The sequence below is a fragment of the Amycolatopsis sp. NPDC001319 genome, assembly GCF_042896185.1.
In the GTDB taxonomy this organism is placed as follows: domain Bacteria; phylum Actinomycetota; class Actinomycetes; order Mycobacteriales; family Pseudonocardiaceae; genus Amycolatopsis.
Map to the genome: position 1 here is coordinate 1 of NZ_JBIAWY010000004.1, position 25,166 is coordinate 25,166.

Genomic DNA, 25,166 nt, shown 5'->3' on the forward strand with positions numbered 1-25,166 from the left:
CGGTCCATGAACCAGCGCATGATCTCGTAGGGGATGGCGTGCTCATCGTGGCTGTGGATGTGGACGGTCGGCTCCAGGTCCGGATCCTCGTCAGGTACCACTGCCACAAGGAAGGCAGCGCCAGGCAGGTGCGTCGCGGCGTTGGGGATCTCAGACCACGCCTCTGGCGCTGGGACGGCCTCGCTCAGCTCCAGACACCAGGCATCGTCCGGCAAGGCGTAGTGGAACTGGATGGCGTAGTGACGACCGGCATGAACACGCACCTCTGGCATGTCCGCAGACTGTCACAGCCCCGCGTCGGAGTCCCGCGAGTATCCCGCTCAGCACCTGGCGCGGGCCAGCCAGCCTTTTGCGGGACAGCCCTAAAGGGGGCGTGCCCATGTCCATTCTATCGGCCCACCCCGACGAAATCGGTGGCCGAGCGCCGGATCGCCTCAGTTGTCCACAACTCGGCATTCCTGTGGACAACCGAGGCAATCCCGCCGCCGCGAGGCGCAAACCACGCGCGCGGCTGGTCAGGAGCCAGGAGCCCCGTGGTTCGGACCCTGGTGCCCGGCCGCCCGGGACGGTCGTACCGGCAGCCTGGCGTCTGCATGGTGAAGCCCCAGGTCAGAGCGAGAGCGTCGCGCTGTGGTGCCGAAGCCCCGGTGCCCGGAGCCGGGGAGCAACGAACGCAGCCGCAGCCCAGAACGAGGCGCCTTGGCCCCCCGGAAGCCTGCCATCTGCAGCGTGACACCCGAGGCCGAAGCACTTCTGGCTTCAGCGAGCGAACCTTGCCGCCGGGCGTCGGAAACTGTCCACCATGGACGCAAAGCAGCCCAGCCACTTCGCTTCCCTGTCAGCCTGATGGACGGCGGCGGATCACCGTTCTCCGCCACCGCCCACTCGCGCATTCCGGCAATTCACAAACCGAAACACCCTCACGCCGCCAGTGCGATCCCCAGCCAGATCGCCCCGATCACGGCCGCCCCGCACAGCGCGGCGAGCAGCAGCATCACCGTGCTGATCTGACCCCGTTGGCGCGGCAGTCGCATCGGTTCCGTCGGTGGGCCCCAGTAATCCCGGGAATTGTGTGCGGCCGGTCCGGTCGTGCTCGTCATGGCGCTACCTCCGTCCCTCGACCGGCAAATCCTTTGTGGTCCGGACGTCGGGTCGGCCGCGTGCTCCGTTACCGGAATCGGCGGCCGGGTTTTTGACCGATTTCCGATCGAAAGGAATCGTCGCGGTCGGTATTCGCGCTGTTCTCTGGAGTCGCCGGGCCAGCGGTTCGTGCCAACCCCGTCAAGACGCGGACGGAGCAGGCGGCAACAACGGCCCCCCGCTCCAATGCTGGAACACCAGGTTCGTGTGCACGCGCGCGACCTCGTCGCGGGCCGTGAGTTCGTCCAGCACCAGCCGCTGGAGTTCGGCGGCGGAGCTGGTGGCCACGTGGGCCAGGAAGTCGTCCGGGCCGGTGAGGTGGTAGACGGCGCGCACCTCGGGCAGGGCGAGCAGGTCGGCGACGAAGGGGTCCACCAGCTGGCGCCGGTGGGGGCGGACCTGCACGAACAGGAACGCCTCCAGCGGCCGCCCGAGTTTCGCGGCGTCGACCTGCGCGTGCTGGCCCGTGATCACGCCCGTCGAGCGCAAGCGCGCTACGTGGTCCAGGCACGTGGACGGCGCGATGCCGACTGCGGCGGCGAGGTCCTTGTTCGACGTCCGGGCATCGTTCTGCAGCACCCGCAGAATCTCGAGGTCCACCGCGCTCAGTTCGACGGATCCAGCCATAAAGCGAATGATATCCGAAAGCATTGCGCCGAATCCGCACAATGACCGAACCTTCGTGCCATGACGAACGCGCTGCGCACCCGAGCCGTCCACGCCGGCCGCGACGACCTGACCGACCTGGGCCTGCACGCCGTACCCCTCGACTTCTCGACGACGTACCCGTCCCGCGACAGCGCGGCCGAAGCCCGGCGGATCGACGAGTTCTCGGCCGGCGGTGAGGTTTCCGGCATCTACGGCCGCGTCGGCAACCCGACCGTCGAGCGGTTCGAGCGCGCGCTGGCCGAGCTGGAGGGGTTCGAGCACGCGGTGGCGTTCGCGAGCGGGATGGCGGCGGTGTCCGCGTGCCTGCTTTCCGCCGCGGCGCAAGGAAAGCGGCACGTCGTCGGCGTCCGGCCGCTGTACGGGTCGACCGACCACCTGCTGACGTCCGGGCTGCTCGGCACCGAGGTCACGTGGGCGGTACCCGGCGAGGTGGCGGCGGCGCTGAGGCCCGATACCGGCCTCGTCTTCGTCGAAACGCCCGCCAACCCGACACTCACCGAGCTCGACATCAAAGCCCTCGTCGACGCGTGCGGCGACGTGCCCGTGCTCGTCGACAACACCTTCGCCACGCCGGTCTTGCAACGCCCTGGCCGCCACGGCGCACGCCTCGTCCTGCACAGCGCGACGAAGTTCCTCGGCGGCCACGGCGACGTGATGGGCGGCGTCGTCGCGTGCGACGCGGAGGAAGCCGCGCGGCTGCGCGGAATCCGCTTCGCGACGGGCGCCGTGCTGCACCCGCTGGCGGGATACCTGTTGCTGCGCGGGCTTTCGACGCTCCCGTTGCGCGTCACCGCCGCGTCGGCGACCGCGGCCGTGCTGGCCGAGCGGCTCGCGCAGCACGAAGCGGTGACCGCCGTGCACTACCCGAAGCTGGGTGGCCCGCTCGTCGCGTTCGAGGTGGCGGGCGATCCGCACGCGCTGATCGCCGCCGTCCGGCTGATCACGCCGGCGGTGAGCCTCGGCAGCGTCGACACGCTCATCCAGCACCCGGCTTCGCTCACGCACCGGGTCGTCGCCGAGACCGACCGCGAGGAGAACGGCATCACCCACGGGCTGATCCGGCTTTCGGCCGGGCTCGAGGACGTCGAGGACCTGTGGCACGACCTCGACCAGGCGCTGAAGGCCTGCTGACCGTCAGCCGCCGCAGCACCCGCCGCCGCAGCAGCCACCCGACGGCGCGGGGCTCGCGGCAGCGCCGGTGAGCGCGACGGTGGTCAGCAGCTTCACGGTGTCGGTGTGCCCCTCGGGACACGGCGCCGGCGCGCCGGACTCGCTCATCGGCCGTTGCAGCTCGAACGTGTCGGTGCAGTCGCGGCAACGGTAGGCGTAAGTGGGCATGCGTCGATTATCGCTGCCGCGCGAGCGGGTGGGAAGCTGTCTTCGTGGACGTTCCCCAGATCACGGACCTCCCGCACCTCGGACAGGTCGTCCCCGCGGTGCTGGGCGCGCTCGGCGTGCCGGGCGAGACGGGTTCGCTGGCGCTGCCGGAGGCGCGCAGCGCGTGCGTGCTGCTCATCGACGGTCTCGGCTGGCAGCTCCTCGCCGAGCACGCGGCCGACGCGCCGGTGCTCACGGAGCTCGCGAAGAGCCCGCTGCGCGTCGGCTTCCCGTCGACCACGGCGGCCGGCGTCGCCGCGATCGGCACCGGCCTGGCGTCGGGGGAGCACGGGATGGTCGGGTACACGTTCGAGGTGCCGGGCGCGGGCGTGCTCAACGCCCTGCGCTGGCGCTCCCACGATGACGGCAGCGACCTGCGCGGCGCCCTCCCTCCCCGCTCGGTGCAGCCCTTGCCGACGACCTTCGAACGCGCCGTCGCCGCCGGCCTCGACGCCGCCGTCGTGTCGTCGGCCCAGTTCTCCGACACCGCCCTCACCCGCGCCACCCAGAGCGGCGCGCGCTACGCCGGCGTCCACGCCCTCGGCGACCTCGCCGCGCGGACGCTGGAGGTGCTCGCGTCGCGGTCGTTCTGCTACGCCTACCACAGCGAACTCGACCTGCTCGGCCACCTCTACGGCCCCGGCTCCACCGCCTGGCGCATGCAGCTGCGGCAGGTCGACCGACTCGTGGAGTCCATTGTGGACGGCCTCCCCGCGGGCGCGCTGCTGGCGGTCGTCGCCGACCACGGCATGGTGACCGTGGACGACAAACTCGACCTCGAGGACACCCCGTCGCTGCTCGCGGGCGTCCGCGCCTTCGGCGGCGAGGTCCGCGCCCGCCACGTCTACACCGAGCCGGGCGCGGCCGCCGACGTCCTGGCCGCCTGGCAGTCCGTCCTCGGCCCGCGCGCCTGGGTGCTGCCCCGCGACGAGGCCATCGCCGCCGGCTGGTTCGGCACCGTGAGCGACCGCGTGCGCCCCCGCATCGGCGACGTCGTCGCCGCGGCCCAGGGCACGTTCGGCATGGTCCGCGGCCTGGCCGAAGCGGTCGAGACGTCGCTCATCGGCCAGCACGGCTCGCTGACGGAAGCCGAGCAACTGGTGCCGCTGGCCCTCGCACAGGGCTGACCCGGTTCGCAGCCTTCGCGCGCGGGCCGGGCGATCGGCTGGTGGCCGTGGTCCGTGCGCGGCTGAGCCGGCACGGTCCGGGTTTCCGCCGGCGGCGCAATCCTGAACCGACCCGGTCCTGCAACCTGACCCGAGCGCCGAAGCTCGCCGCCGGACCTCGATCGGGGAATCCGGCGATGTGGATCGGACCCAGCTTCTCTTGCCGGCCCGGCCGGCAATTCGCTTGTCGCGCGGATCGAATCCAGCCTCGGTCGGTGGCCGAGTTCGGCGAGCGCCGTTCGACCGGCACATGCCAAGCCGGTGAGATCGAACGGATCTGACCCGCAGCGACCAGACCCGGCGGGTGCGGATCGCATCGAGTCGCCGCTTGGTTGCGACCCGTGCCACAGCGGCAAGGCGGACCACTCTCTGCGGCCCACCGATCCCTCCGGTTAACGTGTTTCCCGTGCCCCGACACAATCGCCCCGGCCGAGACCGGCACGGTCGTGCCGAGCAGCCCGACCTCGGCGCAGCCAGCGGCTGGGCACACTCCGAGTCCGGCCCCGACGGTGACTGGCTGGTGCGCACCGTCCCCGGCTCCCACGCGACCAAGACCTACCGCTGCCCCGGCTGCGATCACGAGATCCGCCCCGGCACGCCCCACGTGGTCGTCTGGCCCGCCGACGAAACCGGTTCTGTCGCCGACCGCCGCCACTGGCACCGCCCCTGCTGGGACGCCCGCACCCGCCGCCGCCCGAACCGCCGCTGGTAGCCCGAGGACGGGACGCGGCCGAAGGTGGGTGCGCTGTGCTCTCACGCCGCCAAGGGAAACCCGCCTGCCTGACCTGCTGCGACGTGTGCGGCCGAACTGCTCCTGGTGGCGCGGGCGGGTGCGTTGGCGCGCGAGAGGCGGTGGCAGAGGAAATCAGCCTGCGTGACTTGCTTCGACAGGTGTCGACGAATCGCCGCTGACAGCTCGCGAGGGCTGCGGCCAGCTGGCGGGTGAGCTGTTCCCCGGCATGTGCCAAGCCGCACCCACGAATTCGTATCGGCATCGACAAAGGCCGGAGCGGGCGAGCCTGATGCGAGCCGTGGGCCAAGCCAGCGCTGAATCGGCCGAGCGCCGGTGCCCGCACCCCGCCCGCAGAGCGCGAATCGGCGCGCCGCCCCAAGCTCAGCGGCGGAAATGTCGCGAAACCGCCCCCTCGTACACCTCCTCCTCGAACCGTGTGAATCCCAGCCGGTCCACCACCCGGAGTGACGGTGCGTTCGTCGCGTTCACGCTGATCAGCACCGGCAGCGACGGCAGTTCCCGCTCGGCCCACTCCACGGCGGCGCCCGCGGCCTCCGCGGCGTACCCCCGGCCCCACGCCGAGGGGGCGAAGCGGTAGGCCAGGTTCAGCACCCGTTCGCCGCGGAACAGACGCAGGCGCACGCCCGTCAGGCCGAGCACCTCGGGGCTGCCGTGCGACCGGACGGCGCAGTAGCCGAAACCGTGCTCGGCCCAGTGGGCGAGCCACGAGTCGAACAGCAGGTCGCCGGCCGGGGTGCCGGGTGGGTCGGGGTTGAAGCGGTTCGTCGCCGGGTCGGTCTGGATGGCGACGACGGCGGCGCGGTCCTCCTCGGTGAACGGGTGCAGCACCAGCCGCGAAGTCACGATCTCCCTCAGCACACCCCGCACGCTAGCGGCGGGGTCCGACAGAATCGCCCCCATGACCGAACTGCCGCTCCTCCTGCTGCATGCCTTCCCCCTCGACGCCCGCATGTGGGACCCCGTCCGCGCGCCCCTGGCCGAGCGCCTGCGGCTGATCACGCCGGACCAGCGCGGCCTGGGCCGCAGCCCGCTGCCGGAGACGGACCGCGAGCCGAGCCTCGACGACGCCGCGCGGGACGTCGTCGCGCTGCTCGACCGGCTGGAGATCGACGAAGTGGTGCTGGGCGGCTGTTCCATGGGCGGCTACCTCGCCCTCGCCGTCCTGAAAGCAGCCCCCGAACGCGTTGCCGGGCTCGTGCTCATCGACACCAAGGCCACCGCCGACACGCCCGAAGCGGCCCAGAACCGCCTCAAGGTGGCCGAACGCGCCGAGGCCGAGGGCGTCCAGGGCTGGCTGGCCGACGCGAACCTCCCGAACCTCCTGCACAACCAGGAACCCGCCGAACGCGTGCGCGAGCTCATCGACGCCCAGCCGCCCGCCGGGGTCGCCTGGGCGGCGCGCGCCATGCGCAACCGGCCGGATTCGCTCGACGTGCTGCGGAAGTCCGACGTGCCCGCACTGGTCATCGTCGGCGCGGAGGACAAGCTCACCCCCGTCGAGGAGGCCGGCAAGATGGTCGACGCCCTCGACGAGGCCACGCTCGTCGTCCTGCCCGGCGCCGGGCACCTCACGCCGCTCGAAGACCCGGCGGGCGTCGTCGAAGCGATCCTCGGGTGGCTGGCCTAGAAGTAGTCCGCCAGCGCCGCCCGCGCCTCGCCCAGCCGCGCGGGCCAGCGCAGCGCGAGCAAATACCGCCACACCACCACGAACAGCTCACGCAACCGCAGGCACGCCTCGACCGAAGCCGAATCCACCACGTCCGGATACGCCGCCAGAAAATCGGGTCCGCCCTGTTTCGCCAGGATCGCGAGGTCCCAGGCGAGCGGTCCGCGCCAGGTGTCCTCGAAATCCAGCCAGCACGGGCCTTCCGCGGTCGCGATGACGTTGCCCGGGTGCGCATCGCCGTGCAGGGCCTGGATCCGGTCCTCCGGCAGCGCGGCCGCGAGCCGCAAGACCTCCGCGCGCAACGAAGGAGCGGCACCGTCCATCGTGGCCCCGTGCCGGTCGAGCGCGCCCAGCAGCTCGTCGACGGGCCCGCGCACGGGAAGTTCACCCGGATAGGCAAGCAGTGCCGCGTGGACGGTCGCGAGTGAACTCGCGACTTCGCCCGGCGTGTGCCGATGGTCCGGATCGTGCGGCGTCCAGTGCCAGAGCGTCACCGGCAGCCCGTTCGCGAAATGGGGCCCGGCCGGGGGATCCGTGGTGGGTGAGACGACGAGCACACCACTCTGCGTGAGGTGCCGGGAAACGGCGACGTCGCGCTCGAGCCAGGCCGTCGCGTCGGGCCGCAGCAGGCGGGTCGTCCCGGGCACCCGCGCGACGACGGAACCCAGTCTCACCAGCACGTTCGAGCGTTCGTGGAGGACCTCGGCCGGCCCCGTCGCGAGGCCGAGGCGGCGGGCCACCGAGAGGGCCGCGTCGAGCGCGGAAGCCGTGTACGGGTCGGCCATGCGGTGATCTAACCAGCCGGTGCGAGCGACGGTGGGTAGCGAGGGCTACGATCCCTCTAGCCGTCGGATCGGGCCCGTCCCGACCCCCGGCGACCCGGACGATGACCACCACAAGGTTTCAGTGTTGGAGGCAGGAGTGACGGCCGTAGCCCCCAAGCCGATCGCAACGCGCCCATACCCCGCGCGCGAGACGGTTAAGGGTTCGTACCTGCTGCGGTTGTTCCGCACGACGGACCACAAGCAGATCGGCATCATGTACCTGGTCACCTCGTTCGCCTTCTTCATGGCGGGCGGAGCGATGGCCATGCTGATCCGCACGGAGCTGGCCCGCCCGGGCCAGCAGTTCCTGTCGCAGGAGCAGTACAACCAGCTGTTCACCATGCACGGCACGGTGATGCTGCTGCTGTACGCGACCCCGATCCTCTTCGGGTTCGCCAACTTCGTGCTGCCGCTGCAGATCGGTTCGCCCGACGTCGCGTTCCCGCGGCTCAACGCGTTCTCGTACTGGCTCTACCTCTTCGGTGGGCTGATCGTCCTTTCCGGATTCCTGACGCCGGGTGGCGCCGCCGACTTCGGCTGGTTCGCCTACACCCCGCTGTCGGACGCGATCCACTCGCCGGGCGTCGGCGCCGACCTCTGGATCTCGGGCCTGATCGTCTCCGGTCTGGGCACGATCCTCGGTGCGGTCAACATGGTCACCACCGTGGTCTGCCTCCGCGCGCCGGGCATGACGATGTACCGGATGCCGATCTTCACCTGGAACATCCTGGTCACGAGCATCCTGATCCTGCTCGCGTTCCCGATCCTGACCGCGGCCCTGTTCGGCCTGCTGGCGGACCGGCACCTCGGGGCACACGTCTTCGACCCGGCCAACGGCGGGGTGATCCTCTGGCAACACCTGTTCTGGTTCTTCGGTCACCCAGAGGTGTACATCGTCGCCCTACCGTTCTTCGGGATCGTGTCGGAGATCTTCCCGGTCTTCAGCCGCAAGCCGGTGTTCGGTTACAAGGGCCTGGTCTTCGCGACGCTGGCGATCGCGGCCCTGTCCGTGGCGGTGTGGGCGCACCACATGTACGCCACCGGTGCCGTGCTGCTGCCGTTCTTCTCCTTCATGACGTTCCTGATCGCGGTTCCGACCGGCGTGAAGTTCTTCAACTGGATCGGCACGATGTGGAAAGGTCAGCTGTCCTTCGAGACGCCGATGATCTTCTCGATGGGTTTCATCGTCACGTTCCTCTTCGGCGGTCTGACCGGCATCCTGCTGGCCGCGCCGGCCATCGACTTCCACGTGTCGGACAGCTACTTCGTGGTGGCGCACTTCCACTACGTCCTCTACGGCACGATCGTGTTCGCGACCTTCGCCGGCATCTACTTCTGGTTCCCGAAGATCACGGGCCGGATGATGGACGAGAAGCTCGGCAAGTGGCACTTCTGGACCACGTTCATCGGCTTCCACGGCACGTTCCTGGTCCAGCACTGGCTCGGCGCCGAAGGCATGCCGCGCCGCTACGCCGACTACCTGGCCAGCGACGGGTTCACCACACTGAACACGATCTCCACGATCGGCGCGTACATCCTGGGCGCGTCCACGCTGCCGTTCATCTGGAACGTGTTCAAGAGCTACCGCTACGGCGAAATCGTCACGGTCGACGACCCGTGGGGCTACGGCAACTCCCTCGAATGGGCCACGTCGTGCCCGCCGCCGCGGCACAACTTCACCGAGCTGCCGCGGATCCGGTCCGAGCGCCCCGCGTTCGAGCTGCACTACCCGCACATGGTGGAGCGCATGCACGCCGAAGGTGAGATCGGCTTCTTCGGCAAGCCGCGCCACCAGGCCGCGCCCTCGCAGAAACTGGTCGACGCGACCATGCCGGGCGACCACAGCAACGACAACTCGGGCGAGCAGTAAAGCCCGTTCGACCACCAGGGGCGCGTGCCCGGCTCGTCTGAAGCCGGGCACGCGCCCTTTTTGCTGGTCATGGGGTCGAGCTACTCGCCGGCCCCAGCCAACGCCGCGCGGGCCTGATCGCGCAGCGCAGCGGGGAGCACCTCCGTCTCCGCCGCCAGTTTCAGCAGGTCGGAGACAAGGCGGGCGTCGAAGTGCGGCAGCGACGCCATCCGGACCAACCAAGCCACGGCCAGCGCCATCCAATACGGCCGACGGCGCTTGCACGCGGAGGCCACAGTCAGCTCGACCAACCGCTGCGGACTGGAGACTCCATGCCCGCCCAGAAGGTGCCAGGAGCGCGAAAATTCGTCGAGACATGCCTCGAGACTCGTCTCCAGGAACGGCCACATCGCCACGTAGCCAGACCTCTCCAGCGTGGCCCTGGCTTCGTCCGCCGTGCCGATGCCGAGCGTTCCCTCCGGCATGACGCCCAGCCATGCGCCACAGCACCTGCTCAGGACTGGTTTCCACTCAATCCCGGCAACCCGGGGATCGGTACACGAATCGGACTCTACGCTCGGGGTCCAATGCAATTTCGGTCTTCGGCCTCGGTGAAGCGGACAGGTCCTCCACACCGGCGGAACCCACGTCCCTCGTTCGGGCCTGGTTGTGTGAAGCCGGGCACGCGCCCTTTTTGCGCCCGGACTTCCGGGCCAGACTGATCGTGCTCGCACAGCGCCGAACGAGGGATAGAGCCCAGTGACCCAGACGCCCGTCCTGATCACCACGACCGGTCCCGACAAGCCCGGTGTGTCCTCCGTGCTGTTCGCCGTGCTCACCCGCCACGACGTCGACGTGCTCGACGTCGAGCAGGTCGTGATCCGCGGACAGCTCGTGCTGGGGGTCCTCGCCGGCGTCTACCGCGACCCGGAGGGCCTGCAGGAGTCCGTGGAGCAGGCGATGGCGACCGTCGGCATGCAGGTGGAGGTGAAGATCGGCGACGCCATCGGCGCCGACCCGTTCGCCCTCGGCAAGCAGGACTCGTCGCACGTGCTGGTGATGCTGGGCCGTCCGGTGACGGCGCGGTCGTTCTCCGAGGTGGCGGCGCGGCTGGCCGCGCTCGGCGCGAACATCGACTCGATCCGCAGCGTCGCCGACTACCCGGTGACCGGGCTTGAGCTCTACGTCTCGGTCCGCGAGGACACCGAGGCCGCCGACGCCGAGCTGCGGTCGGTGCTGGCCGACGCCGCGTCGACCGCCAATGTGGACGTCGCGGTGGAGCGCGCGGGCATCAGCCGGCGCGCGAAGCGGCTGGTGGTGTTCGACGTCGACTCCACGCTGGTGCAGGGCGAGGTCATCGAGATGCTCGGCGCGCACGCCGGCGTCGAGCCGCAGGTCCGCGAGATCACCGAGGCCGCGATGCGCGGCGAGCTGAACTTCACCGAATCGCTCGAACGGCGCGTCTCGCTGCTGGCCGGGCTACCCGCGACGGTGCTCGACGAGGTCGCGGCCTCGATCGAACTCACGCCGGGTGCGCGCACGACCGTGCGCACGCTCAAGCGCATGGGCTTCCGCTGCGGCGTCGTCTCGGGCGGGTTCACGCAGGTCATCGACCACCTCGTGGACGAGCTCGGTCTCGACTTCGCGGCGGCCAACGAGCTGGAGATCGTCGACGGCAAGCTCACCGGCCGGGTCGTCGGCGAGGTCGTGGACCGCGCCGGCAAGGCGACGGCACTTCGCCGCTTCGCCGACGACTACGGCATCCCGCTGGGCCAGTGCGTTGCCGTCGGCGACGGGGCCAACGACATCGACATGCTCTCGGCCGCAGGCATGGGCGTGGCGTTCAACGCGAAGCCCGCCCTGCGCGAGGTCGCGGACACCGCGCTTTCGCACCCCTACCTCGACGCCGTGCTGTTCGTCCTGGGCGTCACGCGCGCCGAGGTCGAGGCGGCCGACGCCGCCGACGGACTGGAGCTGGTCAGGCCGTGAGCCACGTGCTGGAGCCGCTGGGCAGCCGCTACGCCTACTGGCTGGGGCTGCCCGCCCAGGACACGTCCGACACCTCGGACGAAGACCCGGCGCAGGTGCGCGCGATGCCGGTCATCCTGCGCATCGAACGCGCCGAGCCGCCCGGCCGCACGCCCCTGCTCGAAGCGGCGGCCGCCGCGGCGGTGGCCGTGTGCCTCGACGAACGCTCCGAGCCCGGCGGCGAATGGGCCGAGCCGATGCACGCGTGGCTGGACAACCGCATCCGCAAGGTCGCGCGGCGGGCCCGGGGCACGCACTGGCAGGCCGTGCTGGACCTGCCGGGCATCACCGTCGAGGTCGACGGCGCCGAAGCCAGGGCGCTCGTGCCCGGGCTGGTCAGCGAGACACCGAAAGAGGTCTCGCGCCTGCAGATCTCCGGCAGCGAGCTGCCGCCCGACACCCCGGGCCCGGCGCCCGAGGGCGTGCCGCTGCTGCTGCTCAACCCCGAGGTGCCGATGACCGTCGGCAAGGCCTCCGCGCAGGTCGGGCACGGCACGATGATCCTGGCCTCGCTGCTGTCGGACGCCGAGCTGGCGGCGTGGGCGGCGCAGGACTACCGCGTGGCCGTGCGCACGCCGTCGCCCGCGCGGTGGAAGGAACTCTGCCCGGTGGACGACCCCGAGGCCGGCTGGCGCGAGGACCGCGTGATCGCCGTCCGGGACGCGGGCTTCACCGAGGTCGATCCCGGCACGATCACGGTACTGGCCCAATATCCGGCGTGAGTGTGGTGCGTCTCGGCGCGGAACACCGGTGTGCCGCTTGCGGTTTTGCTCAGTAGACGACATCGGGAGGAGCGGGCGATGACCCTGGAAGTGCAGCGCGAAGGCGAGCACCAGTTCGTGGGACGCAACGAGCGCGGCGCGGAGGTGCGAATCGGGCGCACAGGCGCGGAAGGTGCGTTCTCGCCGTCCGAGCTGCTGCAGATCGCGACAGCGGGCTGCTCCGCCGTGACCGCGGAGAACCTGATCACCCGCCGCGTCGGCGAGGACTCGAAGTTCCGCGTCGGCGTCACTGCCGACCGCCGCGAAGGCGCTTCGGAGCTGGACGGTGTGCACGTGACCTTCGACGTCGACGTGTCTTCGCTCGACGCTCAGCAGCGCGAGGACCTCGCCGCGGCCGTGGATCGCGCGATCGACCGCCTGTGCACCGTGAGCCGGACGCTCAAGAAGGCCATCCCCGTCACGGAGTCCTTCCCGACCGCCTGACGCAGCAAGAGCCGAGGCCCCACGCGGGGGCCTCGGCTCTGCTCTGTGCGCGGAAAGTCAGCTCTGCCAGACCACGTACGCCTGGTCGGCGTCGGTGGTCATGGCCTCGATGAACTTCTCGTTGTCGAATCCCGGCAGCGACTGCAGGCGCTCGATGAGGGCGTCGGCGGCCGGGTCTCCACTCGGGACGGCCGTGCCCTTGCCGTCGTGGCCGACGAGCATGAAGAACACGTCCTCGTTCCACGGGCCGTCCGGGATCACTCTGACCATCACGGACGAGAGCTCCGCCCACTGGACGGCCTCTTCGCTGCCATCGGCGAGGCGGCGCCGCACCCCGGTGTCGTCGACACTGACGGTCCGGGATCGTGCGCTGGACGAATCCTGGGTCAACCGGTGCTCCCTGTCGTGTTCGTTCTCTTCACCGTACCCGCCCGGGTTGTGCGCGCCGTCACGCGGGCGCCGCCGCGTCGAGCCGCTTGAGCGCGTCGCGTGCGACCTGCGGATCCGTGGTGGGCCAGAAGGGCGGCAGCGACGAGCGCAGGAATCCGCCGTACCGTGCGGTGGCCAGGCGGGAGTCCAGCACGGCGACCACGCCGCGGTCGGAGATCGACCGGTGCAGCCGGCCCGTGCCCTGGGCGAGCAGCAGTGCCGCGTGGGTGGCCGCGACGGTGAGGAACCCGTTGCCACCACGGGCTTCCACGGCCCGCTGGCGGGCCGACAGCACCGGGTCGTCGGGGCGCGGGAACGGGATCCGGTCCACCACCACGAGCTGCAGCGACGGCCCCGGCACGTCGACGCCCTGCCACAGCGTGAGCGTGCCGAACAAGCACGTGCGCGGCTCGTCGGTGAACTGGCGTACCAGCGTGGGCATCGAGTCGTCGCCCTGGCACAGGATCGGGTAGTCGAGCCGCTCGCGCATCGCCTCCGCGGCCTGCTTGGCCGCGCGCATCGACGAGAACAGCCCCAGCGTACGGCCGCCCGCGGCCTCGACCAATCCGGCGAGTTCGTCCATTGTGGACTCCGCCAGCCCGTCGCGGCCCGGCGGCGGCAGGTGCTTGGCCAGGTAGAGGATCCCGTTGCGCCGGTGGTCGAAGGGCGAGCCGACGTCGAGGCCCGTCCACTTCGGTCCCTTGTCCTCGTCGGCCGGCGCTTCCTTGTCCGTGGCCGCACCGGGCGCCTTGGTGACGCGCGCGCCGCCCGGCGGCAGGCCCCACTGGCGCGCCATGGTGTCGAACTCGCCGCCCAGCGTCAGCGTCGCCGAGGTGAGCACGGTGGTGTTGAGGTTGAACACGCGCTCGCGCAGCAGGCCCGCGACGCCCAGCGGCGCCACCTTCAGCGCCGGCGGTCGCGGGTTGGCCGAGTAGCGGTCGCCCGTGAGCCACACGACGTCGCGCTGGTGGGCCAGATCCTCGTCGTAGGCGTCGAGCAGGCGTGCGGCGGTGTCGTGCACCTCTTCGAGCAGCGAGCGCGCCAGCTTGCGTGCGGTGGCCCCGTCGACGTCTTCCTTGCGGTCGGAACCCAGCGCCGTCAGGCAGGCCTTCGCGGCGTCGCGCACCGCGGGAATCGCGCCCTTCAGCGCCTGCGGCAGCGAATCCAGCCGTCCGGCCGGGAGGTCGTCGAGGATCAGCGCGAGGCCGTCGCCGGCTTCCAGCAGGCGGTCGGCGATGTCGGCGTCGATCAGCCGCCCGCAGCGGCGCGCGGCGGCGGAGACCATGGCGCTGGTCAGCTCGCCCGTGGCGACGGACGTGACGCGGTCGACCAGGTCGTGGGCCTCGTCGATGATCACGAGGTCGTGGTCGGGCAGCACCTGGTAGCCCTGCAACGCGTCGATCGCCAGCAGCGCGTGGTTGGTCACGACCACGTCCGCGCGCCCGGCCTCGGCCCGCGCGCGTTCGGCGAAGCAGTCGGTGCCGATCGGGCAGCGCGCCGCGCCGAGGCATTCCCTGGCGGTGACGGAAACCTGGCGCCACGCCTGGTCCGAAACACCGGGCACGAGCTCGTCGCGGTCGCCGGTCTCGGTGTCCGAAGACCACTCGTGCAGCCGCGTGACCTCCTTGCCCAGCCGGGAAACGGCGAACGGGTCGAACAGCTGCGCGTCCTCCGGCTCGTCGGGCGCGCCCGTGTCGAGCCGGTGCAGGCACAGGTAGTTGCGGCGGCCCTTGAGGATCGCGAAGGTCGGTTCGCGGCCCAGCGGCTTCTTCAGCGCCTTCGCCAGGCGCGGCAGGTCGCGGTCCACGAGCTGGCGCTGCAGCGCGATCGTGGCCGTGGAGACGACGACGGTGGCTTCCTTCTCCACCGCGTGGCGGATCGCGGGCACCAGGTATGCCAGCGACTTCCCGGTTCCCGTACCCGCCTGCACGGCGAGGTGTTCACCGGTGCGGATGGCGTGGCCGACGGCGTCGGCCATCTTCACCTGGCCCGGCCGCTCGGCTCCGCCCACGGACTCCACAGCGTGGGTGAGGAGTTCGAGGACGCCGGGGAAATCAGTTCGAGCGGGCACAGCGATACACGATAGCCGCCGGGGCCGACAGGATCGGCGTTCCGGCACGAACGGGCCGCTCGTGCCGGAACGCCGGGTGCTCAGTCTTCCTTGCGCACGCGAGCCACCGCGGCCCACGCGAGCGGCAGGACCCCCGCCGCCACCACGATCTTCAGCGCGTCACCGATCAGGAACGGCACCACGCCCTTGGCGAACGCCGTCGAGAAGTCGAAGCCGGCGGCGGCCATCAGCCACGGCACGCCGAACGCGTAGATCACGACGTTGCCGAGCACCATGGTCCCCACCGTGCGCAGCGGAGTTCGGTCACCGCCGCGACGGGCGAGCGCGCCCACGAGCGCACCGGCGAACACGAACCCGACGACGTACCCGGCCGAAGCGCCGGACAGCCCCGACGTCGCACCCTGGAACCACGGCACGCCGGCCGCGCCGACGAGCAGGTACAGCAGCATCGAAGCGGCGCCGCGGCGCATGCCGAGCGAGGCGCCCACGAGCAGCGCGGCGAACGTCTGGCCGGTCATCGGCACCGGGCTGCCCGGGACGGGGATGACCAGCTGCGCGGCCGCGCCGGTGAGCAGGGCGCCGCCGGCGACCAGCGTCAGGTCGCGCACCAGGGCGCCGGGCACGAGGTCGGCCAGCACCTGGCGGCGGCCGGTGAGGGACAGCGACGACACGGAGACCTCCCACGATCGAAAACGGACGTCCGAGGAGGTTAACGCTCGTTACCCCCGGTTTCCCCGACAAGTTGCGTTCCTCACCACACCACTCGTCCGGGTGGTGTAGGGGTTGTGACGTTTCGCGGGGGTGCCTCGCTGCCGAGGATGCAACCACAGGTCGAAGGGAGCACGGGTGATGCGCGGACGGGTCTTGGTCACGGCGACGGCACTGCTGGGCGCGGCCGCGGCGGGACTACCGGCCCCGGCGCTCGCCGACGGCCCCACCTCCACGGGCTGGGGCTCCTCGGGCAGCGTCGACGTGCTGGTGGACAACCAGCACGTGGTCACCGGCGACCTCGCCCGCTGCGACGCCGATGGTCCCACCGCCGCGCGCACCACGGGCGGCGACACCGGCGACGTCGCGGTGTTCGGCCTCGGCGCCACCACGTGCGGCCGCAACGGCACCACGGCCACCGTGGCGGCGGGCGGCCAGCGGTTCGAGGCCGACGTGCTCAAGCGCTTCGGCGGCCCGGCGATCACCGTGCGCACGTACTCCGCGGGCTGCTCGACCACGAAGAACGGCAGCAGCGGCACGGTCTCGATCGGCGAGGTCGGCGGGTTCACCGTGCCGTCGTCGATCCCCGCGAACTACCGCGTGCTGATCCCCGGCGGCGAAGCGGGCACGGCGCTGGCGGCGATCACGATCAACGAAACCGTGACTCCGCAGCCCGCCGACGGCAGCCTCGTCACGCACGCCGTGCACATCCAGCTGTTCCCTCAGGGCGGCCCGGCCGGCGGCGACATCTACCTCGGCACCGCCGCCTGCAACCCGTTCGGCAAAGGCGGCGCGCCGTAGCCGCCGGCCTGAACGCACCCGACGCCGCGTTGGGATGGTCTATTGAGGACGGTCAGGACGCGGCGGGCGGCGGCACCACGGCGGTGCCGGTGTAGGTGACCCCGGCCTTGTCGAAGTCGGCCAGCGTCGCGTCCACCGTCGGCTGCGAGCCGCCGACGGTGAGGTCCAGCAGCACCTTCACGCCGAAGCCGGCCTGCGCGGCGTCGAGCGCCGTGGCGCGCACGCAGAAGTCCGTGGCGATGCCGACGACCTCGACGTCGGTCACGTCGTGGGCGCGCAGCCACTCCTCCAGCGACCGGCCGTCGCCCGACTTGCCCTCGAAGCCGGAGTACGCCGCGGTGTACTCGCCCTTCGAGAACACGGCCGTGATCGGCACGACGTCGAGCGACGGGTGGAACGACGCGCCCGCGGTGCCCGCGACGCAGTGGCGCGGCCAGCTCGTGGAGAAGTTCGGCGTGTCGCTGAAGTGGTCACCCGGGTCGACGTGGTGGTCGCGCGTGGCGACCACGTGGTCGTAGCCCCCTTCGGCGGCGTGGCGCGAGATGGCCTCCGCCGCGGCGGCGCCGCCGGGCAGGCCCAGCGAGCCGCCTTCGCAGAAGTCGTTCTGCACGTCCACCACGATCAGCGCGGTTCCCATGTCTCGGCTCCCTCTACAGAAACGTCGTCGGTATCGCGGGCTCGCCGTGCGAGAGCTTGAGCCCTTCCCACGGCAGGCTGACCTGGGCGCGCCGCAACCGGGCGCGCGCGTCGTCCAGCGTGGGCAGATCATCCACCGCGCGGCCGCCGCGCACCAGGGGGATCTGCAGGTCGAGATCGTGCTCCTCGGGCTTCGGCCGGCCCGACGCCTCCGTCCACACGAGCTCCTCCACGGCCGTGCCGGTGGAGCGGTGCCGCCGTAGCGAGTGCTTGCGCCCGCCGCGGGATTCCTTGTGGGCACTGCGTTTCGCGACGGGCCGGCCGTCGACCTCCACCAGCTTGTAGACCATGCCGGCGGTCGGCGCGCCCGAGCCGGTGACCACGGACGTGCCCACGCCGTACGCGTCCACGGGCTCCGCGCGCAGCGCCGCGATGGCGTGCTCGTCGAGGTCGCCCGAGACGACGATGCGCGTGTCCTTCGCGCCGAGGGAGTCGAGCTGGTCCCGCGCCTTGCGGGCGAGCGGGCCGACGTCGCCCGAGTCGATGCGGATCGCGCCGAGCTCGGAGCCGGCCACGCGCACGGCGGTCTCGATGCCGGCGGTGATGTCGTAGGTGTCCACGAGCAGCGTCGTGTCCGGGCCCATCTTGTCCACCTGGGCGCGGAACGCCTGCTCCTCGCTGTCGTGGAGCAGCATGAAGGCGTGCGCGACCGTGCCGCGCGTGGGAATGCCGTAGCGGCGTCCGGCCTCGAGGTTCGACGTGGTCGCGAAGCCGGCGATGTACGCGGCGCGCGCGGCGGCGACGGCGGCGTACTCGTGGGTGCGCCGCCCGCCCATCTCGATGATCGGCCGCCCGTGGGCCGCGCCGGCCATGCGGGCGGCGGCCGACGCGATGGCGCTGTCGTGGTTGAGGATCGACAGCACCAGCGTCTCCAGCACCACGGCCTCGGCGAACGTGCCGCTCACGGTGAGGATCGGCGAGCCGGGGAAGTACAGCTCGCCCTCGGGGTAGCCCTCGATGTCGCCGGAGAACTCGTAGCCGGCCAGCCACGACAGCGTGGCGTCGTCGACCACGGCCGTCTGCTCCAGCACGGTCAGCTCGGCGTCGGTGAACCGGAAGTCGGCGATCGCGTCGAGGACGCGCGCGGTTCCGGCGACGACGCCGTAGCGCCGCCCGTCGGGCAGCCGGCGCGCGAAGACCTCGAACACGCAGGGCCGCTCGGCGGTCCCGTCGGCCAGCGCGCTGCCCAGCATGGTCAGCTCGTAGTGGTCGGTGAGCAGCGCCGTGCTGGCGCTGGTGACCGGCTCGGGTGCACCCATGGGGCCAGCCTATTCACCCACATGGCCGGACCTGGCGCGGCGTACCCCGTGACCCCCGTGACACCATGGGGTGCATGTCCACGCCTGTCGCATCCGAACAGACGCAGGTTGATCCACTCGGGGCAGAGGTCGCCGAGGAGGACAAGCCCTGGCGGACCGTCGTGTGGAACGATCCGGTCAACCTGATGTCGTACGTGACGTATGTGTTCCAGAAGCTGTTCGGCTACAGCCGGGACCACGCCACGAAACTGATGCTCGACGTGCACCACAAGGGCAAGGCGATCGTGTCGTCGGGGTCCAAGGAGAAGGTGGAGACGGACGTGGCGAAGCTGCACGCCGCCGGCCTGTGGGCGACGATGGAACAGCCCTCGTGAAGGCGTGGCGGCGCAAGGGCGACGTGATCCTCGCGGGGTTCGAGCAGCAGGAAGCTGCCGTGCTGCGCGGCCTGGTCAGCCAGCTCGAGGACATGCTGCGCGCGCGGGCCGAGGAGGCTCCGCAGGACGAGCTGGCCGAGCTCACCGGCATCCGCACCGGCCCGTCGGAGTCGCCGGACGACCCGGTGCTCTCGCGGCTGCTGCCCGATTTTCACAAGCTCGACCCCGACAACCCCTCCCGCGAGGACCTCGACTCCGCGGCGGCCATGCGCTCGCTGCACGAGCCCGAGCTGCTGGAGACGAAGGTCGGCGTGGCCAAGGTCGTGCTCGACACGCTGCCGCGCGACGGCGGCGACGTGCACCTGGACGTCGAGCAGGCCGACGCGTGGCTGGGCGCGCTCAACGACGTGCGCCTCGCGCTGGGCACGGCGCTGGACGTCACCGAGGACATGCCCGACGAGCTGCCGGACGACGACCCGCGCGCCCCGCACCTGGGCGTGTACCACTGGCTGACCTGGGTGCAGGAGACGCTGATCCAGGCGCTGACCGCGTGATCACCGACGTTCCGGGTGTCCTCGTCGGGCACCACCACCGCCTCGGCGACGGCTGGGCCACCGGCACCACCGTGGTCCTCGTGCCGGACGGCGCGACGGGCGCGGTCGACCAGCGCGGCGGCGCGCCCGGCACGCGCGAGACGAACCTGCTGGAGCCGGAGAACCTGGTGCAGCGCGTGAACGCCGTGTGCCTCTCCGGCGGCAGCGCGTACGGGCTGGCCGCGGCCGACGGCGTGATGCGCTGGCTTTCGGAGCGCAACCTGGGTTTCCCCGTCGGGCCCGAGCCGCACCAGGTCGTGCCGATCGTGCCCGGCGCGGTCCTGTTCGATCTTCCCCGCAGCGAGTGGGGCAACCGGCCGGACGCGGCTTTCGGTTACGCAGCTTGCGAAGCAGCGTCGAAGACGTTCGCGTCGGGCACGGTCGGCGCCGGCACCGGGGCCGTGGTCGGGTCGCTCAAGGGCGGCATCGGCTCGGCGAGCGAGGTCGTCGACGGCGTGACCGTCGGGGCGCTGGCGGCCGTGAACGCCGGGGGCGAGGCCGTGGACTTCGCGACCGGGCGGGCGTTCGCCGCGGACCACGAGGTGGCGGGCGAGTTCGGTGTCCGCTGGCCTTCGCGGCCGGGTGAGGTGCCGCCGGCGCGGACGGACTTGAACACCACGATCGGCGTGGTCGCGTGCGACGCGGCGCTGTCGAAGGCCGAGGCGCGCCGGCTCGCGGTCGCCGCGCAGGACGGCCTGGCCCGCGCCGTGCGCCCGGCCCACACGATGTTCGACGGCGACACCGTCTTCGCGCTGGCCACGGGCGCGCACGAGCTGCCCGCCGGCATCGGCACGTTCGCCGACGGCCAGCGGGCCGCCGCGCTCGACGCGTTGTGCTCGGCCGCCGCGCGGGTGTTCGCCCGCGCGATGGTCCACGGGCTGCTCACAGCCACCGCGGCCGGCGGGGTGGCGGCGTACCGGGACGTGTGGCCCGAGGCGTTCGAGGGTTAGAGGTCCGGCAGCGGGTCCTGCGGGGCCCACGCGCCGTCGCGTTCGAGGTCGGCGGCGCGGATCGCGACGATGTCGGCCTCGTCGATCTCCAGCACGAGGTCCGCGAACGAGATCGTCGGCCCCAGGGACGGGTGCTCCTCCACCGGTCCCAGCTCGGTCGAGCGCGGCAGGACCTCCCACACCGCCTTCGGCCGCAGCCGCCGGAACCGGCCGCAGGCGAGCACGACCAGGCGCCGGTCGGTGACCACCACCAGGAAGCCGTAGAGCGCCGCCATCCCGTTGAGGTAGAGCGAGTTGCCGGCGAACACGTACTGGATCCGGTCGCCGTCGGGCAGGAACGGCAGGCAGCGGTCGCGGACCTTCGTCGGCACAGGCACGCCCGAAATTGTCCCCGACCAGGTGCCTGAGCGGAAGGTCTCACAGTCTGGACAGGGTGGGCCCACCACCTAAGATGTCGGGTGTGCTCCGGATCCGCCGTGAATTCGTCGACGAGATCGTCGCCCACGCCCGCCGTGACCACCCCGACGAGGCGTGTGGGGTGATCGCGGGTCCCGTGGGCTCCGACAGCCCCGAACGGTTCATCCCGATGCTGAACGCGGCGCGGTCACCGACGTTCTACGAGTTCGACTCGGGTGACCTGCTCAAGCTCTACCGCGAGATGGACGCGAACGACGAGGTGCCCGTGGTGATCTACCACTCGCACACCGCGACGGAGGCCTACCCGTCGCGCACCGACGCGAACATCGCCGCCGAACCCGACGCGCACTACGTGCTCGTCTCCACGAAGGACCCCGATTCGCACGAGTTCCGCTCGTACCGGATCGTGGACGCCGAGATCACCGAGGAGCCGGTCGAGATCGTCGACTGAGCTGCCGGAATAAGGGCTGCGTCCCGCGCGTCAGCTTCTCAGAACCCACTTCGGAGGTAGAAAACCATGGCCGTGACCGTCTCCATCCCGACCATCCTGCGCACGCACACCGGCGGCGAGAAGTCCGTCGAGGCGGCGGGCAAGACCGTCCTCGAGGTGATCGACGACGTCGAGTCGCGCCACTCCGGGCTGAAGGCGCGCCTGGTCAAGGAGGAGAAGCTGCACCGCTTCATCAACGTCTACGTCAACGACGAGGACGTGCGCTTCGCCGGTGGCCTCACGGCCGAGGTGAAGGACGGCGACACGCTCACCATCCTGCCCGCCGTCGCCGGCGGCGCGCGCTAAACCGATGGCCCGCTACGAGTCCCTGCTCGACGCGCTCGGCGGCACGCCGCTCGTGGGGCTGCCCCGGCTCTCGCCCACCCACGACGTGCGGTTGTGGGCGAAGCTCGAGGACCGCAACCCGACCGGTTCGATCAAGGACCGGCCGGCGCTGGCCATGATCGAGGCCGCCGAGCGTGAGGGCCGCCTGCGGCGCGGCTCGACGATCCTCGAGCCGACCTCGGGCAACACCGGCATCTCGCTCGCCATGGCCGCGAAGCTCAAGGGCTACGGCCTGGTGTGCGTGATGCCGGAGAACACCTCCACCGAGCGCAAGCAGCTGCTGCAGGCCTACGGCGCGCGGATCGTGTTCTCGCCCGCGGCGGGCGGCTCGAACGAAGCCGTGCGGCGGGCCAAAGAGCTGGCCGAGCAGAACCCCGACTGGGTGATGCTCTACCAGTACGGCAACCCGGCCAACGCGGACGCGCACTACCGCGGCACCGGTCCCGAGCTGCTGAAGGACCTGCCGACGATCACCCACTTCGTCGGCGGCCTCGGCACGACGGGGACTCTGGTGGGCGTCGGGCGGTACCTGCACGAGGCGAAGCCCGGCGTGCAGATCATCGCGGCCGAACCGCGGTACGGCGAGCTGGTGTACGGCCTGCGCAACCTCGACGAGGGGTTCGTGCCGGAGCTGTACGACCCCAGCGTGCTCAACGGCCGGTACTCCGTCGGCGCGTACGACGCGCTTCGCCGGACGCGGGAACTGCTGGAGAACGAAGGCATTTTCGCGGGTATCTCGACGGGCGCGGTGCTGCACGCCGCGCTGGCCGTCGCCGAGAAGGTCGCCGCTCGCGGGGAGACCGCGGACGTGGCCTTCGTCGTCGCGGACGCGGGCTGGAAGTACCTGTCCACGGGCGCGTACGCGGGTTCGCTCGACGAAGCCGCCGCGCGGCTGGACGGGCAGCTCTGGGCGTGAGGACGATCGGGCTCCTGGGCGGCATGAGCTGGGAGTCTTCGGCGGAGTACTACCGCCTGGTGAACTCGCGGGTGCGAGACGCCCTGGGCGGCTACCACTCCGCGCGGGTGGTGCTGTACTCCGTGGACTTCGCGGAGATCGAGGCGCTGCAGGCTTCGGGTGACTGGGCGGCGGCGGGCGAGGTGCTGGCCGCCGCCGCTTCAGCCTTGGAAGCGGCGGGCGCGGACGTGATCGTGTTGTGCACCAACACGATGCACAAGGTGGCTTCGGCGTTGCGGCTGCGGGTGCCGTTCCTGCACCTGGGGGACACGACGGCCGCGGCCGTGCGGTCGGCCGGCGTTTCGTCAGTGGGCCTGCTGGGGACGGCGTTCACGATGAGCCAGCCGTTCTACCGCGAACGCCTTGCGGCGCACGGGCTTTCGGTGCTGGTTCCGTCCGAAGTGGACCAGGAGCTGGTGCACCGGGTGATCTACGACGAGCTGGTGCACGGTGTGGTCCGGCCGGCTTCGCGGGCGGCCTATCGCGAGGTGATCGCGCGGCTGGTTCTTGCGGGAGCCGAGGGCGTGATCTACGGGTGCACGGAGATCGAGCTGCTCGTCGATCAGTCCGACAGCTCGGTCCCGGTGTTCCCGACCACGCGGCTCCACGCGGAGGCCGCGGTGGACTGGGCGCTGGGGCTGCCGGAGCTGCCGCCGGCTCCGGCCTGAGCTTCTGGCAGCGGGCTGGCAGGCCGTGCCAGGCGGGTGGCAGCGCGGTGTGCGCGCCGTGCCAGCGGATCACGGCAACCTTCGGTTCGAGAGCGGCTCACCGGGCCGCTCCGAACCCGAAGGAGCCACCATGAACACCGTCACGATCATCGGCGCCGGCCTCGGCGGCCTCACCCTCGCCCGTGTCCTGCACGTCCACGGCATTCCCGCCACCGTCTACGAAGCCGAGGCGTCCGCGGGTGCGCGGGCGCAAGGCGGGATGCTCGATATCCACGACTACAACGGCCAGATCGCCGTCGAAGCCGCGGAGCTCATGGCCGAATTCTCCGGTCTGATCCTCGAAGGCCGCCAGCAGACGCGGTTCCTGGACCGCGAGGGCACCGTGCTGTTCGACAAGGCCGACGACGGCACCGGAGGCCGGCCCGAAGTCCAACGCGGGGAGCTGCGGCAGCTGCTGCTCGACTCGCTCCCCGCCGGCACGGTTCGCTGGGGCCACAAGGTTCTCGACGCGCGCTCCGTGGGCGCCGGCCGCCACGAGGTGACCTTCGCCGACGGCAGCGTGGTCGTGACCGACCTGCTGGTCGGCGCCGACGGCGCCTGGTCGCGCGTGCGGCCGTTGCTGTCGGGCGCGGTTCCCTCGTACGCCGGCACGGCCATGGTCGAGACCTACCTGTACGACGTCGAGACCCGCCACCCCGCCACCGCCAAGGCCGTCGGCGGCGGCTCGATGGGCGCGGTCGGATCGGACAAGGGCATCATGGCCCACCGCGAAAGCGGGGACACGATTCACACGTACGTGTCGCTGACGCGGCCGCTGGACTGGTTCGCGGCCATCGACTTCACCGACCCGGCCGGCGCTGCCGCCCGCGTCGCGCAGGAATTCACCGGCTGGGCCCCGGAACTCACGGCCCTCATCACCGACGCCGACACCGCACCCGTGCTGCGCCCGCACTACGTCCTGCCACTCGAGCACCGCTGGGACCGCGTCCCCGGCGCGACCCTCGTCGGCGACGCGGCCCACCTCATGCCCCCGAACGGCGAAGGCGCCAACCTCGCCATGCTCGACGCCGCCGAACTCGGCCAGGCCCTCGCCGCCCACCCGGACGACGTCGAGGCCGCGCTGTCCGAGTACGAGCACGCGATGTTCCCGCGCAGCGCCCACATCGCGATCACCAGCGCCGAGTTCGAGGCCGCCACGGCCGGCCAGAGCGAGGAGGCCACGGCGGAGCACCTCATCAAGATCTTCTCGGAACTCACGCCGGGACAGGGCCCGTTCGACGCCGGCCACTAGGCTCGATCCCGTGGCCGACACCTTCGACACCGCCCTGCGGATGATGCGGCGCGCTGACAGGCAAACCCGGGAAGACGGCTTTCAGCTGCTGCTCGCCTCCGCCGCCGAGCACGTCGGCGAGCTCATCGCGGAGTTCGAGCGGGAAACCGAGGACCACGGCCTGCGCTGCTGGCTGCTGGAACTGATCGGCGCGGCGGCGTCCCCGGAGGCGCTGCCCGTCCTCGCCGCCCAGCTCGACAGTCCCGACGAAGCCTTGCGCTCGTGGGCAATCCGCGGCCTGGAACGCCTGAACACCCCCGAGGCCCGGACGGCTTTGTGGCGAGCCAGGGCCAACGGGACCATCACGTAGGTCTCGGCTTCGAGCCGACGGCGCGGGCGTGGTTCGGGTCGGACAGTCGACCGCTTTCCCTGGCACCCGTGCCTCCGCGCGGCGCGGCGGAG

General features: G+C 71.3%; 30 protein-coding genes. 18 read left to right on the top strand and 12 right to left on the bottom strand.

The features are described from left to right. Together ACFY1H_RS15060 and ACFY1H_RS15065 are read right to left on the bottom strand one after the other, a co-directional pair. The coding region (locus ACFY1H_RS15060; protein ID WP_386946909.1) for a hypothetical protein at window positions 1-272 on the bottom strand (272 nt) is incomplete at its 3' end. A 1,009-nt stretch (window positions 273-1,281) separates the two neighbouring features. Further along, window positions 1,282-1,767: an Lrp/AsnC family transcriptional regulator gene (locus tag ACFY1H_RS15065; protein ID WP_386946910.1), complete on the bottom strand. Its 486-nt coding sequence runs from the start codon at window positions 1,765-1,767 to the stop codon at window positions 1,282-1,284. A 60-nt stretch (window positions 1,768-1,827) separates the two neighbouring features. Between ACFY1H_RS15065 and ACFY1H_RS15070 the strand changes: the two genes are divergently transcribed. Continuing rightward, window positions 1,828-2,940 carry a trans-sulfuration enzyme family protein gene (locus tag ACFY1H_RS15070; RefSeq protein ID WP_386946912.1) on the top strand — a complete coding sequence of 371 codons (1,113 nt, stop codon included), beginning with the start codon at window positions 1,828-1,830 and terminating at the stop codon, window positions 2,938-2,940. A 3-nt stretch (window positions 2,941-2,943) separates the two neighbouring features. On the opposite strand, the gene ACFY1H_RS15075 is transcribed toward ACFY1H_RS15070, so the two are convergent. Then, the gene (locus ACFY1H_RS15075; RefSeq protein ID WP_285972878.1) at window positions 2,944-3,147 is read right to left on the bottom strand and encodes a zinc ribbon domain-containing protein; all 204 of its coding nucleotides are present in this window, start codon (window positions 3,145-3,147) and stop codon (window positions 2,944-2,946) included. Window positions 3,148-3,191: 44 nt separating this feature from the next. On the opposite strand from ACFY1H_RS15075, the gene ACFY1H_RS15080 reads away from it, so the two are divergent. Both ACFY1H_RS15080 and ACFY1H_RS15085 read left to right on the top strand, forming a co-directional pair. Beyond that, entirely contained in the window at window positions 3,192-4,313 is a 1,122-nt protein-coding gene (locus tag ACFY1H_RS15080) for a nucleotide pyrophosphatase/phosphodiesterase family protein (protein ID WP_366587614.1), read from the top strand. A 445-nt stretch (window positions 4,314-4,758) separates the two neighbouring features. Then, the gene (locus tag ACFY1H_RS15085; protein ID WP_366587616.1) at window positions 4,759-5,064 is read left to right on the top strand and encodes a hypothetical protein; all 306 of its coding nucleotides are present in this window, start codon (window positions 4,759-4,761) and stop codon (window positions 5,062-5,064) included. A gap of 402 nt (window positions 5,065-5,466) precedes the next feature. On the opposite strand, the gene ACFY1H_RS15090 is transcribed toward ACFY1H_RS15085, so the two are convergent. Continuing rightward, entirely contained in the window at window positions 5,467-6,006 is a 540-nt protein-coding gene (locus ACFY1H_RS15090) for a GNAT family N-acetyltransferase (RefSeq protein WP_366587618.1), read from the bottom strand. Here ACFY1H_RS15090 and ACFY1H_RS15095 point away from each other — a divergent pair. After that, window positions 6,005-6,733: an alpha/beta fold hydrolase gene (locus ACFY1H_RS15095; protein WP_386946916.1), complete on the top strand. Its 729-nt coding sequence runs from the start codon at window positions 6,005-6,007 to the stop codon at window positions 6,731-6,733. The two genes, ACFY1H_RS15090 and ACFY1H_RS15095, sit on opposite strands and share 2 nt — an antisense overlap. On the opposite strand, the gene ACFY1H_RS15100 is transcribed toward ACFY1H_RS15095, so the two are convergent. Continuing rightward, complete coding sequence (locus ACFY1H_RS15100; protein WP_386946918.1) at window positions 6,730-7,557, bottom strand: phosphotransferase; 828 nt, start codon at window positions 7,555-7,557, stop codon at window positions 6,730-6,732. The two genes, ACFY1H_RS15095 and ACFY1H_RS15100, sit on opposite strands and share 4 nt — an antisense overlap. 136 nt (window positions 7,558-7,693) lie before the next feature. Here ACFY1H_RS15100 and ctaD point away from each other — a divergent pair, with 136 nt between their 5' ends. Then, on the top strand, window positions 7,694-9,466 hold the full coding sequence (gene ctaD, locus ACFY1H_RS15105) for a cytochrome c oxidase subunit I (RefSeq protein ID WP_360594725.1): 1,773 nt from the start codon (window positions 7,694-7,696) through the stop codon (window positions 9,464-9,466). Between the two features lie 80 nt (window positions 9,467-9,546). On the opposite strand, the gene ACFY1H_RS15110 is transcribed toward ctaD, so the two are convergent. Beyond that, the gene (locus tag ACFY1H_RS15110) at window positions 9,547-9,930 is read right to left on the bottom strand and encodes a hypothetical protein (protein ID WP_366587624.1); all 384 of its coding nucleotides are present in this window, start codon (window positions 9,928-9,930) and stop codon (window positions 9,547-9,549) included. Window positions 9,931-10,204: 274 nt separating this feature from the next. Here ACFY1H_RS15110 and serB point away from each other — a divergent pair, with 274 nt between their 5' ends. From serB to ACFY1H_RS15125, 3 genes are all read left to right on the top strand, one after another. Beyond that, entirely contained in the window at window positions 10,205-11,434 is a 1,230-nt protein-coding gene (gene serB / locus ACFY1H_RS15115) for a phosphoserine phosphatase SerB (protein WP_366587626.1), read from the top strand. Next, window positions 11,431-12,195, top strand: a complete 765-nt coding sequence (locus ACFY1H_RS15120) for a peptidyl-tRNA hydrolase (RefSeq protein WP_366587628.1) — start codon at window positions 11,431-11,433, stop codon at window positions 12,193-12,195. Before serB ends, ACFY1H_RS15120 begins: the two co-directional genes overlap by 4 nt. A 78-nt stretch (window positions 12,196-12,273) precedes the next feature. Further along, a complete protein-coding gene (locus ACFY1H_RS15125; RefSeq protein ID WP_366587631.1) occupies window positions 12,274-12,678 on the top strand; it encodes an OsmC family protein in 405 nt (134 codons plus the stop codon). A 57-nt stretch (window positions 12,679-12,735) separates the two neighbouring features. Here the strand turns inward: ACFY1H_RS15125 and ACFY1H_RS15130 are convergent, their stop codons facing one another. From ACFY1H_RS15130 to ACFY1H_RS15140, 3 genes are all read right to left on the bottom strand, one after another. Further along, entirely contained in the window at window positions 12,736-13,068 is a 333-nt protein-coding gene (locus ACFY1H_RS15130) for a hypothetical protein (protein ID WP_285972889.1), read from the bottom strand. A gap of 58 nt (window positions 13,069-13,126) precedes the next feature. Continuing rightward, window positions 13,127-15,178, bottom strand: coding sequence for an ATP-dependent DNA helicase (locus tag ACFY1H_RS15135; RefSeq protein WP_386946921.1), 2,052 nt, complete (start codon window positions 15,176-15,178; stop codon window positions 13,127-13,129). Between the two features lie 80 nt (window positions 15,179-15,258). Then, window positions 15,259-15,849 (bottom strand): biotin transporter BioY, encoded by a 591-nt coding sequence (locus ACFY1H_RS15140; protein ID WP_386946923.1) that lies wholly within the window; start codon window positions 15,847-15,849, stop codon window positions 15,259-15,261. A gap of 178 nt (window positions 15,850-16,027) precedes the next feature. Here ACFY1H_RS15140 and ACFY1H_RS15145 point away from each other — a divergent pair, with 178 nt between their 5' ends. Further along, window positions 16,028-16,687 carry a hypothetical protein gene (locus ACFY1H_RS15145; protein WP_386946925.1) on the top strand — a complete coding sequence of 220 codons (660 nt, stop codon included), beginning with the start codon at window positions 16,028-16,030 and terminating at the stop codon, window positions 16,685-16,687. Window positions 16,688-16,739: 52 nt separating this feature from the next. Here ACFY1H_RS15145 and ACFY1H_RS15150 read toward each other — a convergent pair whose 3' ends face one another. Together ACFY1H_RS15150 and ACFY1H_RS15155 are read right to left on the bottom strand one after the other, a co-directional pair. Beyond that, window positions 16,740-17,324 carry an isochorismatase family protein gene (locus ACFY1H_RS15150; RefSeq protein ID WP_386946927.1) on the bottom strand — a complete coding sequence of 195 codons (585 nt, stop codon included), beginning with the start codon at window positions 17,322-17,324 and terminating at the stop codon, window positions 16,740-16,742. Between the two features lie 13 nt (window positions 17,325-17,337). Then, window positions 17,338-18,642: a nicotinate phosphoribosyltransferase gene (locus ACFY1H_RS15155; protein ID WP_366587642.1), complete on the bottom strand. Its 1,305-nt coding sequence runs from the start codon at window positions 18,640-18,642 to the stop codon at window positions 17,338-17,340. Window positions 18,643-18,716: 74 nt separating this feature from the next. On the opposite strand from ACFY1H_RS15155, the gene clpS reads away from it, so the two are divergent. The 3 genes from clpS to ACFY1H_RS15170 are packed head-to-tail and all read left to right on the top strand — an operon-like array spanning window position 18,717 to window position 20,559. Then, the gene (gene clpS, locus ACFY1H_RS15160; RefSeq protein ID WP_220243765.1) at window positions 18,717-19,016 is read left to right on the top strand and encodes an ATP-dependent Clp protease adapter ClpS; all 300 of its coding nucleotides are present in this window, start codon (window positions 18,717-18,719) and stop codon (window positions 19,014-19,016) included. Continuing rightward, complete coding sequence (locus ACFY1H_RS15165; protein ID WP_285972895.1) at window positions 19,013-19,570, top strand: DUF2017 domain-containing protein; 558 nt, start codon at window positions 19,013-19,015, stop codon at window positions 19,568-19,570. Before clpS ends, ACFY1H_RS15165 begins: the two co-directional genes overlap by 4 nt. After that, window positions 19,567-20,559 (top strand): P1 family peptidase, encoded by a 993-nt coding sequence (locus ACFY1H_RS15170; RefSeq protein WP_366587644.1) that lies wholly within the window; start codon window positions 19,567-19,569, stop codon window positions 20,557-20,559. The genes ACFY1H_RS15165 and ACFY1H_RS15170 overlap by 4 nt, the downstream gene beginning before the upstream one ends. Here ACFY1H_RS15170 and ACFY1H_RS15175 read toward each other — a convergent pair. Then, window positions 20,556-20,936 carry a hypothetical protein gene (locus ACFY1H_RS15175; protein WP_386946930.1) on the bottom strand — a complete coding sequence of 127 codons (381 nt, stop codon included), beginning with the start codon at window positions 20,934-20,936 and terminating at the stop codon, window positions 20,556-20,558. The genes ACFY1H_RS15170 and ACFY1H_RS15175 overlap by 4 nt on opposite strands. An 83-nt stretch (window positions 20,937-21,019) precedes the next feature. On the opposite strand from ACFY1H_RS15175, the gene ACFY1H_RS15180 reads away from it, so the two are divergent. From ACFY1H_RS15180 to ACFY1H_RS15205, 6 genes are all read left to right on the top strand, one after another. Then, window positions 21,020-21,427 (top strand): M67 family metallopeptidase, encoded by a 408-nt coding sequence (locus ACFY1H_RS15180; protein WP_366587650.1) that lies wholly within the window; start codon window positions 21,020-21,022, stop codon window positions 21,425-21,427. A gap of 66 nt (window positions 21,428-21,493) precedes the next feature. Continuing rightward, on the top strand, window positions 21,494-21,772 hold the full coding sequence (locus ACFY1H_RS15185; protein WP_386946932.1) for a MoaD/ThiS family protein: 279 nt from the start codon (window positions 21,494-21,496) through the stop codon (window positions 21,770-21,772). Window positions 21,773-21,776: 4 nt separating this feature from the next. Next, on the top strand, window positions 21,777-22,727 hold the full coding sequence (locus tag ACFY1H_RS15190) for a PLP-dependent cysteine synthase family protein (RefSeq protein ID WP_386946933.1): 951 nt from the start codon (window positions 21,777-21,779) through the stop codon (window positions 22,725-22,727). Further along, window positions 22,724-23,434, top strand: coding sequence for an aspartate/glutamate racemase family protein (locus ACFY1H_RS15195; RefSeq protein WP_386946935.1), 711 nt, complete (start codon window positions 22,724-22,726; stop codon window positions 23,432-23,434). Before ACFY1H_RS15190 ends, ACFY1H_RS15195 begins: the two co-directional genes overlap by 4 nt. A gap of 130 nt (window positions 23,435-23,564) precedes the next feature. Further along, on the top strand, window positions 23,565-24,725 hold the full coding sequence (locus tag ACFY1H_RS15200) for an FAD-dependent oxidoreductase (protein WP_386946937.1): 1,161 nt from the start codon (window positions 23,565-23,567) through the stop codon (window positions 24,723-24,725). A gap of 10 nt (window positions 24,726-24,735) precedes the next feature. Next, window positions 24,736-25,074, top strand: coding sequence for a HEAT repeat domain-containing protein (locus tag ACFY1H_RS15205; protein WP_386946938.1), 339 nt, complete (start codon window positions 24,736-24,738; stop codon window positions 25,072-25,074). Window positions 25,075-25,166 lie beyond the last annotated feature (92 nt).

Bases quoted from the DNA above. Each gene is read 5' to 3' on its own strand.
- ACFY1H_RS15075 (WP_285972878.1), bottom strand. From the start codon at position 3,147: ATGCCCACTTACGCCTACCGTTGCCGCGACTGCACCGACACGTTCGAG.
- ACFY1H_RS15150 (WP_386946927.1), bottom strand. From the start codon at position 17,324: ATGGGAACCGCGCTGATCGTGGTGGACGTGCAGAACGACTTCTGCGAA.
- ACFY1H_RS15110 (WP_366587624.1), bottom strand. From the start codon at position 9,930: ATGCCGGAGGGAACGCTCGGCATCGGCACGGCGGACGAAGCCAGGGCC.
- ACFY1H_RS15155 (WP_366587642.1), bottom strand. From the start codon at position 18,642: ATGGGTGCACCCGAGCCGGTCACCAGCGCCAGCACGGCGCTGCTCACC.
- ACFY1H_RS15065 (WP_386946910.1), bottom strand. From the start codon at position 1,767: ATGGCTGGATCCGTCGAACTGAGCGCGGTGGACCTCGAGATTCTGCGG.
- ACFY1H_RS15100 (WP_386946918.1), bottom strand. From the start codon at position 7,557: ATGGCCGACCCGTACACGGCTTCCGCGCTCGACGCGGCCCTCTCGGTG.
- ACFY1H_RS15185 (WP_386946932.1), top strand. From the start codon at position 21,494: ATGGCCGTGACCGTCTCCATCCCGACCATCCTGCGCACGCACACCGGC.
- ACFY1H_RS15145 (WP_386946925.1), top strand. From the start codon at position 16,028: ATGCGCGGACGGGTCTTGGTCACGGCGACGGCACTGCTGGGCGCGGCC.
- ACFY1H_RS15200 (WP_386946937.1), top strand. From the start codon at position 23,565: ATGAACACCGTCACGATCATCGGCGCCGGCCTCGGCGGCCTCACCCTC.
- ACFY1H_RS15070 (WP_386946912.1), top strand. From the start codon at position 1,828: ATGACGAACGCGCTGCGCACCCGAGCCGTCCACGCCGGCCGCGACGAC.
- ACFY1H_RS15125 (WP_366587631.1), top strand. From the start codon at position 12,274: ATGACCCTGGAAGTGCAGCGCGAAGGCGAGCACCAGTTCGTGGGACGC.
- clpS (WP_220243765.1), top strand. From the start codon at position 18,717: ATGTCCACGCCTGTCGCATCCGAACAGACGCAGGTTGATCCACTCGGG.
- ACFY1H_RS15190 (WP_386946933.1), top strand. From the start codon at position 21,777: ATGGCCCGCTACGAGTCCCTGCTCGACGCGCTCGGCGGCACGCCGCTC.
- ACFY1H_RS15095 (WP_386946916.1), top strand. From the start codon at position 6,005: ATGACCGAACTGCCGCTCCTCCTGCTGCATGCCTTCCCCCTCGACGCC.
- ACFY1H_RS15090 (WP_366587618.1), bottom strand. From the start codon at position 6,006: ATGGGGGCGATTCTGTCGGACCCCGCCGCTAGCGTGCGGGGTGTGCTG.